16 protein-coding genes are annotated in these 20092 nt (G+C 35.9%); 8 read left to right on the top strand and 8 right to left on the bottom strand.

Annotated elements, in window-relative coordinates; all coding sequences use genetic code 11:
• Genes ACN0U3_RS05465 through ACN0U3_RS05495 form a run of 7 tightly spaced genes read right to left on the bottom strand, consistent with a single transcriptional unit; the run spans position 1 to position 7412 of the window.
• Positions 1 to 1653: a phytoene desaturase family protein gene (locus ACN0U3_RS05465; RefSeq protein ID WP_417265446.1), complete on the bottom strand. Its 1653-nt coding sequence runs from the start codon at positions 1651 to 1653 to the stop codon at positions 1 to 3.
• A 20-nt stretch (positions 1654 to 1673) separates the two neighbouring features.
• Positions 1674 to 2549 (bottom strand): lipid A biosynthesis acyltransferase, encoded by an 876-nt coding sequence (locus ACN0U3_RS05470; RefSeq protein WP_299205636.1) that lies wholly within the window; start codon positions 2547 to 2549, stop codon positions 1674 to 1676.
• Entirely contained in the window at positions 2550 to 2804 is a 255-nt protein-coding gene (locus ACN0U3_RS05475; protein WP_299205637.1) for an acyl carrier protein, read from the bottom strand.
• Between the two features lie 2 nt (positions 2805 to 2806).
• Positions 2807 to 4033, bottom strand: coding sequence for a beta-ketoacyl-[acyl-carrier-protein] synthase family protein (locus ACN0U3_RS05480; RefSeq protein ID WP_417265447.1), 1227 nt, complete (start codon positions 4031 to 4033; stop codon positions 2807 to 2809).
• A gap of 6 nt (positions 4034 to 4039) precedes the next feature.
• Positions 4040 to 4771, bottom strand: a complete 732-nt coding sequence (fabG, locus tag ACN0U3_RS05485; RefSeq protein WP_299205639.1) for a 3-oxoacyl-ACP reductase FabG — start codon at positions 4769 to 4771, stop codon at positions 4040 to 4042.
• Between the two features lie 9 nt (positions 4772 to 4780).
• Complete coding sequence (locus tag ACN0U3_RS05490; RefSeq protein WP_417265448.1) at positions 4781 to 5890, bottom strand: WG repeat-containing protein; 1110 nt, start codon at positions 5888 to 5890, stop codon at positions 4781 to 4783.
• Positions 5891 to 5894: 4 nt separating this feature from the next.
• The gene (locus ACN0U3_RS05495) at positions 5895 to 7412 is read right to left on the bottom strand and encodes an HAL/PAL/TAL family ammonia-lyase (RefSeq protein ID WP_417265449.1); all 1518 of its coding nucleotides are present in this window, start codon (positions 7410 to 7412) and stop codon (positions 5895 to 5897) included.
• 79 nt (positions 7413 to 7491) lie between these two features.
• Here ACN0U3_RS05495 and ACN0U3_RS05500 point away from each other — a divergent pair, with 79 nt between their 5' ends.
• From ACN0U3_RS05500 to ACN0U3_RS05535, 8 genes are read left to right on the top strand one after another with little or no spacing between them, the layout of a single operon-like run.
• Positions 7492 to 8736, top strand: a complete 1245-nt coding sequence (locus tag ACN0U3_RS05500) for an NAD(P)/FAD-dependent oxidoreductase (protein WP_417265493.1) — start codon at positions 7492 to 7494, stop codon at positions 8734 to 8736.
• Positions 8737 to 8738: 2 nt separating this feature from the next.
• A complete protein-coding gene (locus tag ACN0U3_RS05505; RefSeq protein WP_299205643.1) occupies positions 8739 to 9110 on the top strand; it encodes a 3-hydroxyacyl-ACP dehydratase in 372 nt (123 codons plus the stop codon).
• Positions 9111 to 9113: 3 nt separating this feature from the next.
• A complete protein-coding gene (locus ACN0U3_RS05510) occupies positions 9114 to 9596 on the top strand; it encodes a hypothetical protein (RefSeq protein WP_299205644.1) in 483 nt (160 codons plus the stop codon).
• Positions 9597 to 9602: 6 nt separating this feature from the next.
• Complete coding sequence (locus ACN0U3_RS05515; RefSeq protein ID WP_417265450.1) at positions 9603 to 10769, top strand: DUF2062 domain-containing protein; 1167 nt, start codon at positions 9603 to 9605, stop codon at positions 10767 to 10769.
• Positions 10766 to 14428, top strand: a complete 3663-nt coding sequence (locus tag ACN0U3_RS05520) for an MMPL family transporter (RefSeq protein WP_417265451.1) — start codon at positions 10766 to 10768, stop codon at positions 14426 to 14428. The genes ACN0U3_RS05515 and ACN0U3_RS05520 overlap by 4 nt, the downstream gene beginning before the upstream one ends.
• Before the next feature lies 1 nt (position 14429).
• The gene (locus tag ACN0U3_RS05525) at positions 14430 to 15962 is read left to right on the top strand and encodes a phytoene desaturase family protein (RefSeq protein ID WP_417265452.1); all 1533 of its coding nucleotides are present in this window, start codon (positions 14430 to 14432) and stop codon (positions 15960 to 15962) included.
• Positions 15943 to 17613, top strand: coding sequence for a C45 family autoproteolytic acyltransferase/hydolase (locus tag ACN0U3_RS05530; protein ID WP_417265453.1), 1671 nt, complete (start codon positions 15943 to 15945; stop codon positions 17611 to 17613). The genes ACN0U3_RS05525 and ACN0U3_RS05530 overlap by 20 nt, the downstream gene beginning before the upstream one ends.
• A complete protein-coding gene (locus ACN0U3_RS05535; RefSeq protein WP_417265454.1) occupies positions 17610 to 18899 on the top strand; it encodes a phenylacetate--CoA ligase family protein in 1290 nt (429 codons plus the stop codon). The genes ACN0U3_RS05530 and ACN0U3_RS05535 overlap by 4 nt, the downstream gene beginning before the upstream one ends.
• Before the next feature lie 46 nt (positions 18900 to 18945).
• On the opposite strand, the gene ACN0U3_RS05540 is transcribed toward ACN0U3_RS05535, so the two are convergent.
• Positions 18946 to 20028 (bottom strand): class I SAM-dependent methyltransferase, encoded by a 1083-nt coding sequence (locus ACN0U3_RS05540; protein ID WP_417265455.1) that lies wholly within the window; start codon positions 20026 to 20028, stop codon positions 18946 to 18948.
• Between the last annotated feature and the right edge of the window lie 64 nt (positions 20029 to 20092).

The following is a 20092-nucleotide window of genomic DNA, read 5'->3' on the forward strand; positions in this document are numbered from 1 at the left end:
CTATGCCTCTGCTCTTTTAGCTTTTGTTGCTCTTTTTGTATGTACCCATTCAGGCCAAGTACTGCTGTCTTCAGCGTCATACACCCGCAGAACCTGGTCATTTTTAGTACTCAACACATCAGAAGCATGAACATTTAAGATGTTGGCGGCAGCATTAATACCTGAAGAAGTAGCTCCAGAAACACCGTGAGATAAAGTACTTGCACCTGCTAGGTAGAGGTTTTTTATTTCAGATTTGTTCTTAAAAGAAAGCGGCCCGACATTTCGCAATGTTTTCTCCGTCCCATATACGTTTCCATCCGTGCTATTAATATAATATTCGTTGGTCAAAGGAGTACCTAATTCTGCGATTTCTATACAGTCTTTAGCTCCGGGAATCAACTCCTCCACATTGTTCAACAACTTATTTTTTACTTTTTCTTTAAAGGCCAAATACGCTTCTGTTTTATAGTCCTTTAGATGTGAAAAATCCTTCACACAGTTATAATCAACATAGGTAACGACTTCAAAATTGTGATGAACACCATTATAACTAGCGGGATCTTTTAAAGTTGTACAACTCAAGAAAACTCCAGGAAATGATTCTCCTTTTGTTACATCTTCCTTTATCAACTCAGAATAATGCTGGTCAATATCTTCATTTTTCATCATCCAATAGTTTCCAGAATCAATGTTTTTATCTGTCAAATCTATTTTTAGTGTTAAAAACAATATAAACGAAGTCACCGAGTACTTTGTATTGCCAAGTTTTTTGAGTAGTTTTTTGCTTAAGTATTTTTCACCCACTAGCTCTTTATAGGTTTTATGCGGATCGGTATTGGAGACAATACAATTGGCTTTAATCACTTTCCCTCCATCAATTTGAACACCGACCGCCTCATTTCGATCATTCATCACAATTTTGTTGACCGACGTATTGAGCAGAATTTTACCACCGTGTCTTTTTACGGCATTGGTCATTCCTTTCACGATTCCACCACCACCTCCATGTGGATAATAACCACCATTCATGTAGTGTCCCATAACAGCACTATGCACAGGAAAAGCGGCCCTACTCGGTGGTAAACCATGATCACCACATTGAATGTTCAAAAATGCTTTAAGGTAAGGATCTTTTACGTGCCAACCGATGACTCTTTTCAAGCTAAACAGGCCGAATTTACCGACATATTTCGTTTTAAAAGGAGCGGTAATTTTTTCGAAAAAAGTTTTGAAGGTGGTCATCAATTGAAGTTGATAACTCACAGTGTTGACCAACCTTAAGTACTTATCAATATTCTTCTTCTCTTCAGGAAAACGCTTTTGAAAAGCAGCAATCATATTTTCAAGTCCTTCTGGGATATCAAATTTTTCATTGCCGACATGACAATGTTCAAATCCATTAGGATTCATTCTAAAAAAGACAATGTCATTCGCAATTCCCAGTTTAGAGTACATTTCATTGGCTGTTTGACCTTCTCCTAATTGTCCAACATAATGTACTCCTGGACTAAATCTTTGGCCTTCTAACGTAAAACTATGGCTCCAACCTCCAGGCACTTCATGTTGTTCAACAACAAGTACCTTAAATCCATTTTCACCTAGCGCTATTGCAGTGGCTAAACCACCGACTCCAGAACCTATTACTATCGCATCATACTGCTCTTCAATCATTAATCTCTATTTAGGTTAAATTATGGTTTATTCCAAAAATGGAAATAATTAAACCATTGGTAGGGATATTTATCTACAATTGTTGAAATGCTATTCACATAACTTTCTAATAATACTTGTTCTTTTCTGTGTTTTACATCAGCCACCCTAGCATACAAATGATAATGCGTCGCACTTTCTTTCATAACATATACGAAAAGAACGGGCACCCTAAGTCTTGAACCTATTTTAAACGGTCCTGCTGGAAATCGAGCTGCTTCTCCCATAAAGTCTGTCTCCAAAAATTTACTTCCAGGCATATAGCGATCTCCTGTGATACAAATGAACTCATTTTTGCTCAAAGCTTCGTTAAACTCATAAATGTGTGACATATCTTCCTGAATGATGATGTACTTCATTCTTGATTTTAACGATAAATTCTCTAGGTATTCCTTAATGTTTTTTCGTTCTAGGTCAGTGGTTACAATATTGGTAATTAAACTTTCGTCTAAATCTTCCAAAAAATACTCTGATATTTCGAAGTTACCGACATGTGCACTGATCAAAACAGCTCCATTTCCTTGTTGGATCACCTCTTTTATCTTTTCTATTCCATCAAACTCATACGTAAATCGCTCTTTTTTACCTGATGAAATCATGATACGATCAATAAGTGTTTGTCCAAACACATAATAGCTTCGATAGATTCCAAAAAAAGATTTCAGAACAGAAAATCCTTGTCTTTTTCTTAAGTAATAGTATATGCTTTTGCTACTGCTCCATGAGAATAGAAAGTAGTACAAAGCGACAAAAATGAGAATAAAATAAGCAAACCTTAAGCCAATGTTATGAATAAAAAACACAAATATTTTATATCCCGTAACACTGCCCTTTGAAGCTCCTTTCCACTCTGACATTTAACTCACTTTTTCCGTAATTTTGGATTGAAGCACATTGTAAAAGTCTTGGAATGTTTCAATTCCTTTGAAATCTTCCTCCCCTAATTTTACTCCACTGATTGATTCAATAGCCACAACAAGGTCAACATAATCTAGACTGTCTAAATCTAGCGTTTCTCTTAAATTCGCATCAGGAACAATCGTATCTGCCTCTACCTCAAACTCATCTACAAGTACTTCATTTACTTGTTCGATAATTTTATTCATCTCCATAGTTATTCAATTAATTTTCTTAATACTAGTGCGGAGTTTGTACCTCCAAACCCGAAAGAGTTAGACAAATATATATCAAAATCTTTCTTAATTGTCTTATTTACGATATTAACTTTATTGGTGTTTTCATCTCCTTCTTTAAAGTTAATATTTGGTGCTATAAAATTATTCTGCATCATCAAGGTAGAATAAATGACTTCACTCGCTCCTGCCATCCAACATTCATGCCCTGTCATTGACTTAGTTGAACTTACAAAAGGACCATTTTCTCCAAAAACATCTAAAATAGCTTGGGCTTCGTTGGCATCACCAATCGGAGTTGAAGTAGCATGCGCATTAATATATTCAATATCTTTAGGCTCTAAATTGGCTTGCTTAAGTGCTTTTCGCATAGCAGTAGCAGGTCCTACAACATTAGGTGTTGAAATATGTCCGCCATTAGACGAAAAGCCATAGCCCAAAATTTCTGCAATAATTGGTGCTCCTCTTTTCTTAGCAGATGCATAACTTTCAATAATTAAAGTTGCTCCACCTCCACTTGGAATGAGTCCATTTCTTGTTGAATCAAAAGGTCTACACGCTGCAGTTGGGTTTTCTTCATCAGGAGAAAAAACACCCAAAGCATCAAAGCTACTCATTGCGTATTTATTAACTTCCTGAGCTCCACCAGCGATAACCATATCTTGAAGTCCATTCTTAATCATCAAATAAGCTAAACCAATAGAATGAGAACCACTTGCACAAGCAGCACTAATGGTCATGTTTACCCCTCTCATTTTGAATATCGTTGAAAGGTTCATGGTTACTGTTGAGTTCATAGATTTAAAGATTGCACCTGAACCAATTAAGGCGGTATCTCTTTTTTCTCTCATGATATCCGTTGCTTCAATGATGGATTTTGAGACACTGTCATTTCCATATATTAACCCCACTTCGTTATGGTCAAAAAAGTCGAGATCAATTTTTGCATTCTCTAAAGCTTCAATGGTCGCCATATAGGCATACTCACTTTCTTCCCCCATGCTAATGCGCTGTCTGCGCTTCAATAGTTTCTTTAGTTCAGGCCTATCGATTTTCCCTGTCAATGCAGACTGAAAACCAAATTCTTTTCTTTCTTGATCAAAAACAATCCCTGATTTCCCTTCAAATAGAGATTGAGTCACTTCCTCTAAGTTATTCCCAATACAGGAATGAATTCCCATACCTGTGATTACAACGCGATTATCCATGATTATTTAAGAATAAATTCCACCATTAATATTGATTACTTCTCCTGTAATATAGGAAGCTTTGTCCGAAGTTAAAAACTGAACTAAATCAGCAACCTCTTTGGCTTCTCCAAAACGATTCGCAGGAACCAATTTCACCAATTCTTTTTCGTTTAATTCACCTGTCATATCTGTTTTGATAAATCCTGGAGCAACAGCGTTAACAGTAATGTTTCTTTTGGCAACCTCTTGAGCCAATGCTTTTGTTGCTGCCACAACGGCTCCTTTTGCAGCAGAGTAATTCGTTTGTCCAGGTGTTCCTTTAACGCCAGATACTGAAACCATATTTACAATACGTCCATATCTTTTACGTAACATTTTTTGAATTACGAATTGCGTCAGGTTAAAAAAGCCATTTAAACTTGTGTTGATTACGCTCGACCAATCTTCTTCTTTCATCCACATAAAAAGACCATCTTTTGTAATTCCTGCGTTATTGACAAGGACTTCAATCCAAGCTTCAGGATTGCGCTCTTGCCACTCATTCAAAACTGTATCAACAGCATTTTTATCTGCCACATCAAAAGCAAGAATCTCTGCTTTATTTCCGTATGATTCTACTCTCTTTTTGGTGTCTTCTGCGGCCTCCTTGTTTGAATTATAGTTGATTAAGATTCCATAGTCTGTATGCTCTGCCAAAGCTTCACAAATTGCTCTTCCAATTCCTCGTGAACCTCCGGTTATCAATGCGTATTTCATTATAATATTCTAATTAAAAAGTTCTAAATTTCTGTACCACTTTCCTCCTAAAGCTTCTCCCTTGGTATTGATGTAAGCCCAGCCCTTTTTAGACTTAACACGGGCTAATCCTTGATGAAATCCTTTTGAGTTATATCCTCCAAATCCAAATCCTGCAGTAATTGCAAAATCGGTAGGAATCACTAGTTCTCCTTTAGAATTTACAAAGCCCCAATTTTTTACTTTTACTGGTGCTAATCCATCATCACTAAAAACCTCTGCGTCTTTATACTTAGGTTCAAGCATCCAATTTCCTTTGAGGTCAATAAAACCCCATTTTTTTCCAACACAAACTGGAGCATATCCATTTTGAAAAGCACGTGCTTTGTCATACTGGGGATTAATGATCCATTCTCCTTTAGTATTTATAAATCCTATCCTTTCGTTCTTTTTGGCATAGGCAATACCGTTTTCATTGAAGTCCCAAACTTTTTGTACTCCCTCTAAAGGATTAAACTCGTTGTTTTTAATTAATCCAAATTGTTCTCCCTTTAAAGCCCATGTTGAATTGTTATGTATTGTTCCAAGATCTCTGTATTCAATATCAATCACCACTTTTCCTGAGGCATTAATATATCCCCACTTTCCATCCTTTTTAACTTTTGAAAAACCATCACGTAGTGGCTTTATGGCTTGATAAATTGTTTGAACAACAAGCTCACCTTTTGTATTGATCATCCCGAAACCTTCTCCTATTTTTAGGATCGCTCTTCCTTCAGAGAAATCATATCGCTTTTCGGCTTTTGGAAAATCAGTTAATAGCTCTCCTTTTTGATTGATGTATTGCCATTGATCATCTACATGAACCATAGCAATCCCACTGTTAAAGTGTTTTACTTTATTGAATTGTGGTTGAATGGTTAATTCTCCTTTACGGTTAATGTATCCCCATTTATCATTGATCATAACCCCCGCCAAATCTTCGCTAAAATCTAGGGCTTTAACAAAAGTGTCTGGAATAACAAGTGTTCCTTCACGGTCAATATATCCATATTTCTTTTCGATAACAACGCGTGCCAACTCTTGTGAAAAAGTCACATATGAAAGTGTTATCAGTAGTAAGGTTAAAAAGGTTTTCATCACTTTAGTTTTTAATGAAATTTTTCGTTTTTTCTATCATAGGATATAGAGGCTTATCCTCTATGATGTCTGGTATTATTCCTTCTAAATTAGTGATAATTTTTTGACTTTTACTTGATAAACGATCAAAAACACCTAAATATTTAACTGCCTGATATATAGCAACTAACTCAACACTCATCACTTGGAATGCATTTTCAATGGTACGGCTCGCCATTTGTGCTGCATTAGTCCCCATACTTACAATGTCTTGATTGTCATTGTTACAAGGAATCGAATGGATGTACATTGAAGTTGATAAGGCCTGATTTTCAGCAGTTGTAGAAGTTGATGTAAACTGAGCTCCTTGCACACCATAGTTTAACCCAAGCACACCTCTATTGACAAATGGTGGGAGAATTTCATTTATTTTAGCATTCAACAAATAATTCAATTGACGATCGGCCAACATAGTCATGCGGGTCACTACCAATTTCAATTTGTCCATTTCTAAGGAAACATAATCACCATGGAAATTCCCTCCATGAAAAACTTGCTCTACATCACTATCAATAATCGGATTATCATTTGCAGAATTAAGTTCTCCTTCCAAAACTTTACCTACATTCTCTATGGTGTCATATACAGGTCCTAAAATCTGTGGAATACAACGTATAGAATAGTATTCTTGAACTTTTTCCTTAAAAATAACTTCGTTATTCTCTCCTGTATATAAATGCTGTTCCCTTTTTTTCGTCAGCTGACTATCTTTAAGGTGGTTGCGCATTTCTTCTGCAATAATTGACTGTCCAACATGTAATTTAGCTGAATTCAACTCAACAGAAAAATGATCATCGTAAGCCTCTACGATTTCATTAATCAATGCAGAACAATTCATAGACCATTGCAACAACTTAGTGGCATTGTGATAATTGATCAACCCAATTCCAGTCATCGCTGAAGTTCCATTCATCAGCGCTAGTCCTTCTCGTAATGTTACTTGAATGGGTTCAATTCCCTCCTTCTTAAATACCTCTGCAGTAGCTTGTCTTTTATTTTTGAAAATCACTTCACCTTCACCTATTAGAACCAAGGCCAAATGTGCCAATTGAACCAAGTCTCCACTTGCTCCTACACCACCGTGCTCTAATATTACTGGGTAAATCTCTTTATTGATCAAAGTTGTCAACACCTCAATTACACTTGGATGAACTCCTGATTTTGCTTTACTGAGCGAATTTAATCGTGCAATCATTGTTGCGCGAACGAAGTCATCTGGCATAGGTTTTCCTGCACCAGAAGCGTGACTTCTTATTAAATTATATTGCAATTGAATCCTATCTTCGTCTGAAACACGGTATTGCGCCATAGGTCCAAATCCTGTATTGACTCCATATATCACTTTGTCCGCAGAAAAACTTTTCAAAAACGTGTAGTTTTTATCAATACTTTCAAGGAGGTTCTCATGAATTGTTAAAGATTTAGTTTTCTCTACGAGACTTATAAAATCTTTAGTATTCAAAAATTTGTTTAAGACGATCATTTAGATAATTTTGTTTGACATAAATAAGTGTGCTCAATTGTAAAGCATGCAAATATATAAATGTTTTTTTTGTGATGAAATGAAAATAGAAGAAGTTGATGTTCTTGTTATTGGAGCCGGACCTTCGGGAAGTGTTTCATCTGCCTATCTCAATAGTCAAAATGTAAAAGTCAAAGTTGTTGAGAAAGCAAAGTTCCCTAGGCCTGTAATCGGTGAAAGTCTTATACCTAGAGTGATGGATCATTTTGAAGAAGTAGGTCTCATCCCTGCGATAAAAGCTGCCGGATTTGAAAAAAAATGGGGTGCTCGATTTATTCGCAATGAAGAAACTTGTGTTTTTGATTTTAGCGACAAGTTTGGTGAAGGATGGGATTGGACATGGCAAGTTCCTAGAGCAGATTTTGATCTGGTCATTGCCAACGAGGTCCAACGTCAAGGGGTTGATATTGAATTCGAATCTGAAGTCGTTGATGTCCAATTTGAAGGAAGTGATTCGATAACCACGATACAGGATAAAGAAGGGCAACAAAAACAAATTAAAGCTAAGTTTATTATTGACTCTAGTGGGTATGGAAGAGTGCTTCCTAACCTTATGAATTTAGACGCTCCTTCAACAATTACTGGAAATTCCTCAATTTTCACACACACTTTAGACATTAACAGACCCGAAGGTGAAGAGGGAACAATGATTACATTTGATATTATCGAAACCAAAGTTTGGTTTTGGGTGATTCCTTTCTCCAATGGGGTTTCTAGTTTAGGGGTTGTTGGCCCTACCGAATACATCGAAAGCCTTTCAAAAGAAGGTGACTCTGAAGCTGCAATTCGAAAAGTCATTGCGTCTTCCAAACATTACAAAGAAAGATTCATCGACAATAAATTTCTTTTTAAACCAGTACTGCTTAAAAACTACTCTTGTTCTGTTCGTCAACTTTATGGAAAAGGATATGCCTTAACAGGAAATAGTTCAGGATTTTTAGACCCTGTTTTTTCATCTGGAGTTGCATTCGCTACTGAATCTGGAATATTGTCTGCAAAACTAATTACCCGTCAGTTAAATGGTGAAGAAGTAGACTGGGAAAAAGAATATGCCGAATACATTAAAAAAGGAGTTGATGTATTTTCTACCTATGTTAGCGAATGGTATACAGGAAACTTACAGAAGATATTTTTTCACCAACCTGCAGATGCCGAAGTTAAACGTAAAATATGTGCTGTTTTAGCAGGATATGTTTGGAATGAAGACAATCCATTTGTAAAAAAACACCACAGAGCAATAAAAGGGATGGCCTATACCATTGATTTACTCGCAAATAAAGAATAAATATGTTATTAGAAGGATTTTATACCTTAAACAAGATAGAGCAACTTAAGGATCAAGAGTTTGAAGCTTTTATTCATCTGAATAAAGACCATGACATTTTTAAAGGTCATTTCCCAGGCAACCCTGTTACTCCTGGTGTTTGTATGCTTCAGATATTAAAAGAAATAACCGCTCAGATTGTGGAACAAAAGTTGGTAATGAAAAGCTCTAGTAACATAAAGTTTATGGCGCTCATTAATCCAGAAAAAACACCTGACTTAAGGTTAAACATTGTAATTAAGACAGATGCAGAGGGTGAAGTTCATGTAAAAAACGTATGTTACTTTGATGATACGGTAGCTCTAAAAATGGGCGTAAAATATTCAATCAAATGATCCATGAAAACATTTTTATTCTTAACCACTCTATTTTTCATTACTTCGCAAAGCATAGAGGAAATACGAAGCGCCTTCCACAAAGCACATCATAGCAAAGAATCTGCAGTAGAATTCAATTCAACAGTTGCACAGATTAAATTACTTAATGAAGACCTATATTCTGCTTATCTTGGTGCATCAGAAGCATTACTTTCGAAATTTGGTAGTTCACCTGGAGAAAAGTTAAAACTTTTCAAATCAGGTAAAGCACATCTTGAAAAAGCTGTAGAAAATCAACCCCAAAACATTGAAATCAGGATGATTCGTTTAATTATTCAACACAACGCCCCTCCAATTTTAAAGTACAACAAAGAAATTGAAACGGATAAAGCGTTTATAATACAGCATTTTAGTTCAGCAAATGCAGAGGTCAAGAAGTTTATTCAAAAAACGGCCAAAAGCACAGGTGTTTTCACGCAGGAAGAATTAACAAAAATCAAGTAACTGATAATGACAAGCGAATTGGAAAAAGAATATGCTTACTGTGTTATTATTCCCACTTATAATAATGAGAACACTTTAAAACGCGTTATTGACGGTGTTTTAGAATATATTATTCCACAGGAAATCATCATCGTTAATGATGGTTCTACAGACCGTACTCCGGAAATTTTAAAAGCCTATCCTGAAATTACTCAAATTCATTTCCCCAAAAATCAAGGGAAAGGATTAGGGTTGCGAAAAGGATTTAAAAAGGCTTTGGAAATGGGCTTTACGCATGCCATTACCATAGATTCTGACGGGCAACATTTCCCTGATGACATTCCTCTTTTGATGTCAGCATCAAAACAGGCACCAGAGACTTTGTTAATTGGTTCACGCAACATGCAACAAGAAGGTGTTCCTGCAAAAAGCAGTTTTGGAAATAAATTTTCTAACTTTTGGTTTTGGTTTGAAACAGGTAGGAAGCTTGATGACACACAGTCAGGGTTTAGGCTTTACCCTATTTCTATCATGCCTAAAAAATGGTTGACCAAAAAATTTGAATTTGAGATTGAATGCATTGTTCGATCAGCTTGGAAAGGAATTTCGGTAGTCAACATCCCCATTCAAATCAAATACGATGAGTCAGAAAGGGTTAGTCACTTTAGACCCTTCAAAGATTTCACAAGAATCAGTATACTCAACACTGTTCTTGTGGCAATCACCATTCTTTACATTATTCCACGATCATTTTTTAGATTATTTAAAAAAAAAAGCCTTCGTGAATTCATAAAAGAGGATGTCTTGGGCAGCAATGATAGTCCGAAAATTAAATCTGCATCATTAGCTTTAGGGGTCTTTATAGGAATTATTCCAATTTGGGGATTTCAAACCATCGCTGTGCTTTTTCTTGCTGTTAGCTTTAGATTAAATAAACTCTTGGCTTTTGCAGCATCAAACATCAGTATTCCCCCAATGATTCCATTCATTGTAATTGCCGCATTGAAAATAGGAAGCTTGGTTTTGAACAGTAATATTGACGATGAAGAAGTATCAAAGATTGTCGATTTTAAAAATCATATTGTTGAATACTTGATAGGGAGTATTATCTTAGCGAGCTTTGCAGCATTACTTGTAGGATTTGTTAGTTACTTTTTACTCAAAAAATTCGATAAGAATAAAGAAACACTATGATTCACTTTTTTACGAACACCTATTTCAAAATACAAAAGAAAAGAATGGCCTTTTTCTTTCTTGTCCTGGTGGCCCTATCCAGTTGTATTTATTTTGCTACACGTATCAACTTTGATGAAGACATCACGAATATTCTTCCTCAAGGAGAAGAAAACGACATTACCGCTAAAGTTTTACAACAACTCAACTTCTCTGATAAAATCACAGTTATGGTCAAGGCCAAAAACAGCCAAGGCTTTAATCAAATTGCAGATGTTGCTCAGCATTTTCTTGACTCTTTAGCGCAAGATTCGCTTTTTTATACGGACGTACAAGGAAAAGTAAACGCAGACCAAATTGACGAAACATTTTCATTGGTCTATGACCATCTTCCCTATTTTTTGGATACAAATGACTACAAAAAAATAGCAAAAAAGCTGAGTAAAGACAGTATAGATCATAAAATCCAAAGTAATTACAACACTTTAATTTCTCCCACAGGAATTGTGGCCCGAGAATTTATCTTAAAAGATCCACTAGGGATTTCATTCATCGGACTTAATAAATTAAAAGAATTAGGGGTTTCCAAAGATTTCATTATCAACAATGGATTTATCAGTACTGCAGACAGCTCAACACTCCTGCTTTTTGTCACTCCAACTTATCCAGGAACCGACACCAAAATGAATGAAGGCTTTGTAGACCGTCTATATGCCTATCAAAATACCATCAACAATCAATATTCAGAAGTTGCGGAACTCTCCTATTTCGGTTCACCATTTATTGCTTTGGCCAATGCCCGACAAATCAAAACTGACATTCAAAGCACGGTTGTTTTCTCCATTGCCATTTTAATGTTGATTCTGATCTTGTTTTACAAAAAGATTTTCATTCCAATCATATTATTTATCCCCGCAATTTGCGGTGCTTCATTAGCATTGGCTATTGTTTACTTTATCAATGATTCAATTTCAGCAATCTCAATTAGCATTGGCGCAATTTTACTGGGAATTACGGTCGATTATTCCTTGCATATCATTACGCATTATCGTGAACATACCGATATCAAAGCGCTTTATAAAAGTGTGACCAAGCCGATTCTTACCAGCAGTATTACCACAGCGGTAGCTTTTCTATGCCTCTTATTTGTCAACTCGAAAGTATTGCAAGATTTGGGAATATTTGCTTCGATTAGTGTTATTTCGTCTGCTTTCTTTGCTTTATTGATTGTCCCCCATTTGTACAAACCGCACTCCAACATCAAAGAAACTATCCTTGATCGTTTTGCAGGACATTCATTCGAAAAGAATAAAGTACTGATCATTGTAACAGTAATCGCAGTTGTTTTTGGAGCATTTACCTTTTCGAAAGTTCGTTTCAATAACAATATTGCCGATTTAAACTATGTTCCCGAAGCCATGAAAGCTTCTGAACAACAATTAGAAAGTTTAGGAAGTATAGGGGCCAAAAGCATTTATTTATCTGTTTATTCAGACACCACAGAGTCACTATTGCATCTAAACAATAGTATTGAACGCCAATTGAAGCAACTTCAAACAGAAGGAATTGTAGAAGATTTCACTTCGGTGGGTGCCGTTCTACTTTCTAAAGAAAATCAACATAGAAAACTAGACCAGTGGAATGCCTTTTGGGCCGAGCAAGGAGTAGACAGTATTGTCCAAAGGGTCAATCAAGCAGCTATAAAACTCGGATTTAACGAAAGTGCTTTCCAATCCTTAGAAACTTTATTGAATAAAGAATACGATATTTTGAGTATTGAAGACTATGAAACGATGAATACCTTGTTTCTAGATGAATTTTACGCCAACAAAGATGGATTTCAAACCCTCTCAACAATTGTCAAAACAGACAGTATAAATCGTGAAAAAGCCATTGAAGCTTTGGCCCAAAACAATTTAATTCTCATTGATCGTAAACACCTCAACGAACAGTTTTTAGGGCAAATCAAAGAGGATTTTAAAAGTTTAATGAATTATTCATTTATTGCTGTGTTTATTATTCTTTTGTTTTTCTTTAGAAGGATCGAATTGGCACTATTGAGTATTGTACCAATTGTTTTAACAGGATTGGTTACCACAGGATTTATCTACATATTAGACTTAGAACTAAACATATTCAGCACCATTGTGACCACTTTAGTTTTAGGGTTGGGAATAGATTTTAGTATTTTCATGACCAGCGGACTTCAGCAAAAGTACACCACCGGAGAGCACCATTTAAAAGTGTACAGGACTTCAATTCTTTTGGCCGTCTTGACCACTATTCTTTCCATTGGAGTATTGATATTTGCAAAACATCCTGCTTTAAAATCCATATCATTAATTTCATTGATTGGAATCACTGCAGCGATGTTGATTACCTTCTCCCTCTACCCTTTACTCTTCAAAACCTTTATCGAAAATAGGCCTAAAAAAGGAAAGTCTCCCATCAGTTTTAGATTGTTCATCACCGCTATTTTCTCTTTCTTTTATTACGGAGCTGGAGGTGTTATCTATTCACTTTTAGGTATTGTTTTTATGTTGCTATTTCCCATGAAAAAGGAAAAAAAGCAAATTTGGTATAGAAAAGTTATTGCTTTGTTCATCAAATCAGTAATGTATTCCAATTATGGTGTAATCAACAAAGTCAGCAATCCACACAAGGAAAAATTTGACCGACCAGCGATCATCATTCCGAATCACTCCTCTTTTTTAGACACCTTGTCTATAGGATTCTTACCCACTTCATTTATATTCCTTGTTAATGATTGGGTTTATAACTCTCCAATTTTCGGAAAAGCAGTTCAGTTAGCTGGTTATTATCCTGTATCGAATGGACTTGAAGAAGGAGAAGAGCAACTCATAGCAATGATCAAAAAAGGAAATTCACTCATTATATTCCCTGAAGGAACCCGTTCATTGACCAGTGATATTGGACGTTTCCACAAAGGTGCTTTCCATTTGGCTCAAAAGTATAACATCGATATTGTCCCCTTGTACATTCATGGAAATTCAAACCTCCTACCGAAAGGAGATTTCATTATTTATGATGGAAAACATACTATAGAAATTGGAGAAAGAATTTCATTCGAAACAACAGATCCTGAAGCAAGCCTGCGGGATATCACAAAATCAATAAGTGCAAAGTTTAAATCCAGGTTTCAATCCTTGCGTTATGAGTTAGAAGATGAAAACTATTTCAAACAAAAAATTAAACTTAATTTTCTTTACAAAAGCAATGATGTAGTTCGACAAGCCAAGGAAGAATTTGAAATGAATAAGCGCCTTTATTATGAAATCAATCCTATGCTTGCTGCAAATGTCAGAATATTAAGAATAGGAGAAGATTTAGGAATATGGGATTTAATGTTAACACTTCAACAAGCTAAGAGAAGAGTTACAACATACATTGAAAATGATGCATTACGAAACATTGCAAAACAAAGTTATTTATTGCAAAAAAGAAGAATTCAATACATTGAAGAAATCTCTTTAACAAACACTGAAGTTCTGCTACTTACAACGGAAATAAGTACTGACTTTTTAAATCATTTATTACAGCAAAATCACTTTAAGCAAATAATTGTGGTTTCTGAAATTGATAAACATTCAGTTTTCCTTAAATTTGGATATATTTTACAACACAATACAAAAAACTATTATATCCTAAAGCGCACTTAAATTGGAAAATCAATACGACATAATTATCATTGGCAGTGGAATGGGAGGATTAGTCTCCTCAATTATTCTAGCAAAAGAAGGACTTAAAGTTTGTGTTTTAGAAAAAAACAATCAATACGGAGGTAACCTTCAAACTTTCGTACGTGATAAAGTAATTTTCGATACAGGAGTTCATTATATCGGAGGATTAGAAAAAGGTCAAAATCTATATCAATATTTTAAGTACTTAGGAATAATAGACGGTCTTCGACTGAAGAGAATGGATGAAGACGCCTATGATTATATTACCTTTGATGGAGATCCAAACAAATATCCACATGCCCAAGGATATGACAACTTTGTTGATCAGCTTTGTGTTTTCTTTCCTGAAGAAAGAGCAACCATTCAAAAATATTGTGATAAAATCAGAAGGGTTTGTGATTCCTTTCCCATGTATAACGTTGAGGAAGGTGCGCCATACGATCAATCGGTTCTATCTATAAAGGCCAAAGACTACTTGGATGGTTTAACAGACAATGAAGATTTAAAACTTGTTTTGGCAGGCTCGAATTCACTTTATGGTGGAAATGGAGAAAAAACACCGCTTTATGTTCATGCCTTATCGGTAAATTCATACATCCAAAGTTCTTGGAGGTGCATTAATGGCGGGAGTCAAATCTCGAAGTTATTGGTACGACAACTTAGAAAATTTGGTGGCGAAATTTTTAAACACCAAGAAGTCAATGAGTTCATCTATAATGAAGACCAACTTATCGGAGTTAAAACAAAGAAAGATAAAGTTTACTACGGGAAGCAATTCATTTCTAATATAGACCTCAATGCAACGATAAAGATGGTTGGTGAAGATCGTTTTAGAAAGTCCTTCAGAAAAAGAATTGAAAGATTAGAAGTTACCCCTTCATCATTTAGCATTTACATTGCTTTTAAGCCCAAGAGCTTTCCTTATTTGAATCACAATTACTACCACTTTAAAAACAAGGAAATGGTTTGGCAAGGAACAAACTATGATCCTGCAAAATGGCCGGAAGGATACATGGCCTCAATGGGAGTACATGCCGATAATCAAAAATATGCAGAAAGTATGTCCGTAATGACCTATATGCATTTTAGCGAAGTAGAACAATGGGCAGATACCAAAAACACTGTGGCACATAAAGATGATAGAGGTCCAGAATACGAAGCCTTTAAACAAAAACACATTGAATTACTGTTAACGGAATTAGAAAAAAAATTCCCAAATATACGCGAGAGCATCTTGTCGGTGTATGCCTCTACTCCACTTTCATATAGAGACTATATTGGTGGTCAGAAAGGGAATATGTATGGTTTTGAAAAAGATGCAGAAAATCCAATGAAAACTTTTATTTCTGCAAGGACTAAGATTCCTAACTTGTTTTTAACTGGGCAAAGTGTAAATATGCACGGAATGCTAGGAGTTACAATTGGTGGTTTTGTAACTTGTTCTGAAATACTTGGAAAGGAATATCTCATTAACAAAATCAAAGATAAAGTAAATGAAACGGTTAAACCTTAAAGTTCTTGTTTTTTCTACGCTCATATTTGTCTTTGGGTCGTGTGGAATGCGAAAGTCGGTCAGTCATCGTCCCGATTTAACAAACTTCAATGCTGCTCGCCCAAGAGTTGAAAGCCATAACGATAGTTTATTTTCTTCTGGAGTCAATTACCTTACGAAAAATAAATACCAACAGTGGGAACTCTACATTCAAGGAGACCCTTTAGAAAGAGGTTTACTTGCTGGTGCTCTAATGGACTCTCTACTCTACAAACAAGAGCATGTTTTTTTCGATAAAATCAAAGATTTTGTTCCTTCGGAAAGAAAACAAAAAAGATTAAGGAAGTTCTTACAGTGGTACAATAGAAAGTTATATAAACACGTCCCAAAAGAGTACAAGGCGGAAATCTATGGACTTTCAAGATATGTTCCGGAAACTTATAACTATATCGCCCCTCCATACATCAGGAGTCTTTATTTACACGGCGCTCACGATATAGGTCACGCTTTAGTTGACTTGGCGATGATTGGTTGTACTTCAACGGCATTATGGGGAGACCAAACACCAGATGGAGAGTTAATCATCGGACGAAATCTGGACTTCTATGCTGGAGATGAATTTGCCGAAGAAAAAGTCATTTTGTTTATCCATCCTGATGAAGGCATTCCTTTTGTTTCGGTTGGATGGCCGGGAATGTTGGGTGTAATTTCAGGAATGAATAAAGAAGGGTTGACCATCACCATGAACGCAGGAAAATCAAAAATCCCTTTATCTGCTAAAAAACCAATTTCTATTTTAGCTCGTGAAATATTACAATACGCATCAACCATTGATGAAGCCATTGCCATTGCTGCAGAAAGTGAAGTATTTGTTTCTGAAGCCTTAATGGTTGGAAGCGCAAAAGACAACAAAGCGGTGCTTATAGAAATGTCTCCTGATAATTTTGGCGTGTACGAAGTCAACAATTCTCGTTTGGTTTGCTCCAATCATTTTCAAAGTGAGCCCTATCAAAAAGACAAAAGAAACAATAAAGCCATTGAAGAAAGTCATTCGCTGTATCGTTATCAACGCATGACTGAACTTCTGGACGAAACTCCAAAGGTAGACTACCTAGAAATGGCAGAAATTTTAAGGGACAAAGAAGGATTAAACGACATTGAACTGGGGTATGGCAATGAAAAAGCATTGAACCAACTTCTTGGACATCATGCCGTTATTTTCAAACCTGCCAAAGGTCAAATATGGATTTCTTCACATCCCTATCAGTTAGGCGCATTCACAGCGTATGATTTAAACGAGATCTTTGATGATAACAGAACCACGCAATATATTCCACAATACATAGATTCACTAACTGTTCCAGAAGACGAGTTTCAATACAGTCAAGCATTTGCTGACTATGAAGCCTATAGAAAGTTAGACAGAATCATTGACAAGGCCATGGTAGATGAGCAAGCAGCTTTTGACTTGAACTTATTGCCCAAATATAGAGCCCTTAATCCGGAATTATGGATTGTTCATTACAAAGCAGGTCAAATTTACTATAATGCAGAAATGTATGAAGAAGCAAAGTCATCATTTGAACTCGCATTACAAAAAGAAATTACTACATTGCCAGATGCAAAGTACATTGAAAAAATGTTGCGAAAAACCAATAAGAAGTTAAAATGACACCTCAAGTTGAAACATACGATCCATTAAAGATAAAGGCCATTCAAGAAGAAAAGCTCCGAGCTCAACTGAGCTATGTAGCGCAACATTCTCCATTTTATAAAAAACGGTTTAAGGAAGCAGGAATTGCTCTTGACTCGATTCAAAAATTGGAAGATTTGGTTCAACTTCCTGTAACAACGAAAAGAGATTTACAACAAAACAATAATGACTTTTTTTGTGTAGATCCAATTGACATCATTGATTACGCAAGTACATCTGGAACAACGGGAACACCTGTAAACTTTGGGATGACAGATAAAGATTTAGATCGGTTGGCCTTTAACGAAGCACAATCTTTCAGTTGTGCCGGAATTCAAAAAAATGACATTGTTCAATTGATGACCACAATGGACCGTCGTTTTATGGCAGGTTTGGCTTACTTTTTAGGAATTAGAAAACTCGGAGCTGCAATTATCAGAACAGGTGCTGGTATTCCTGCCTTGCAATGGGAATCTATTTTAAACAATAAGCCTACTTATTTAATTGCTGTCCCCTCCTTCCTTTTGAAAATGATTGATTATGCAGAAAAGAACAACATTGACCTTAATGCTTCCAGTGTAAAGGCAGCCATTTGCATAGGTGAACCCTTAAGAAATCAAGACCTGAGTCCATCTGAGCTGGCCAAAAGAATCAATGCCAAGTGGAACATCAAATTGTATTCAACCTATGCTTCAACAGAAATGAGCACAGCCTTTACAGAATGTGAATATCAGCGTGGTGGACATGCTCATCCGGAGTTGATCATCACAGAGGTTTTAGATGCAGAAAACAACCCCGTAAAAAAGGGTGAAGTGGGAGAATTAACCATTACAACATTAGGGATTGAGGCATTACCTCTCGTGCGATTTAAAACAGGGGATTTAGTTAAAATAGATTACTCCCCTTGTGAATGCGGAAGAAATACTTATCGCGTGGGGCCAGTTTTGGGAAGAGCACAACAAATGATTAAATACAAAGGGACTACACTTTATCCTCCGGCAATTCACAATGTTTTAAACGGTTTTAACGAAGTTTCCGAACACCTGATTATGCTGCAAACAACGAATATCGGTACAGATGAGGTCATTGTTAAAATGGCGAGTAAGGACACCTCTGAAGCATTCGTCGACAAGCTAAAAGAGCAATTTCAAGCAAGGCTTAGGGTTGTACCACAAATGGAATTTATCAGCCCTGAAGAATTAAACAAATTGGTTTTATCATCGAATGGTAGAAAGCCAAAGTGGGTAATTGATTTGAGAGGGTGATTAATGAATGGTTTTAAAGTTTGTACTTTCTGGTTAGCGTTTAAAATTATTTCTTCTTGAGTCCTAATAAAGTATGTGCAATCCCTTGCATATTGTGTTGTTCTACAATCTTGAATCCTGCTTGATCAATGAGTTTGAAAAAGACCTTGCTATCATACATTTGACTGCATCCATTGGCCATTGTTGTAAAATACAGCGAAGTCATTTGAAGCGCAAATGCTGAAATTTCGAAATCTTGTAAATCCCAAAATGTTTCATTGATAAAAACCATGGTGTTCTCCCCTGCTGCCGCATGACACTTTTTTAGAATGTCTACTATTTGTTCATCAGAAAAGCAATCTAAGAACTGACTCATCCAAATGATATCGTAGCCTTTAGGCAATGTATTTTTGGGGTCACGAATGTCCATTTCGTGGTAAGTAGCTCTATCTCCAAAATTAGCCTCTTTAATGTTTTGTTTCGCAACATTCAATTGAACTCCTAAATCCACCAAACCAAGTTCCACCTCTTTATCGTATTCCATGCATTTTAAAGACCATTTACCGGTGTTTGCACCAATATCCATCACCTTTTGAGGTTGATGTTTAAAGACTATAGGCAGTAGGTCGTCAAAAGTGATATCTGAATAATAGTGATCAAAATCAAACCAACTTTTCTTTGCTTTCTCTTCTAAGTACGGAAGCCCTTCATAAATATGGTCCCAAGTTCCTAAGCATTTTAATCCTACGGGTTCAGATTTTTCGATACTTTCTTTAAGAGAACTAGCTCCTTCATAGCAGACATCCTTCATAAAGTTAAAGTTGGTCACTACGGTTTTATCATTCAAAAAGAAATACCCTGCTTTTGTAAGGCAATACTTCTCCTCTTTCATATAAATCAGACCAATTCCAAGTCCCGCTTCTAAAAGAATTCGTACACCATAATGAGAAATATCTACTAAAGACACTATTTCTTCAATAGTAGCTCCATCTGAATTTTCAATAATATCTAAAATTTGTTTTTCTTTCAACAAACTTGAAGCTTCCCAAACGTAGGGGGCAAATGAAATAAAATGAGCCAAGTTTAGGGCGTCTAAAGCTTTTAAATTGTCTGTGCTGAATAGCGGTGGTTTTGTCTTAACTAAATTCATTTATGTAGAGGTTTCTTTTAGCGTCTTAATGCATAATGTTAATGATCAAGCTGTAGCAATTTAT

It is taken from the genome of Brumimicrobium sp. (assembly GCF_048268645.1).
GTDB lineage: Bacteria > Bacteroidota > Bacteroidia > Flavobacteriales_D > Crocinitomicaceae > Brumimicrobium > Brumimicrobium ulvae.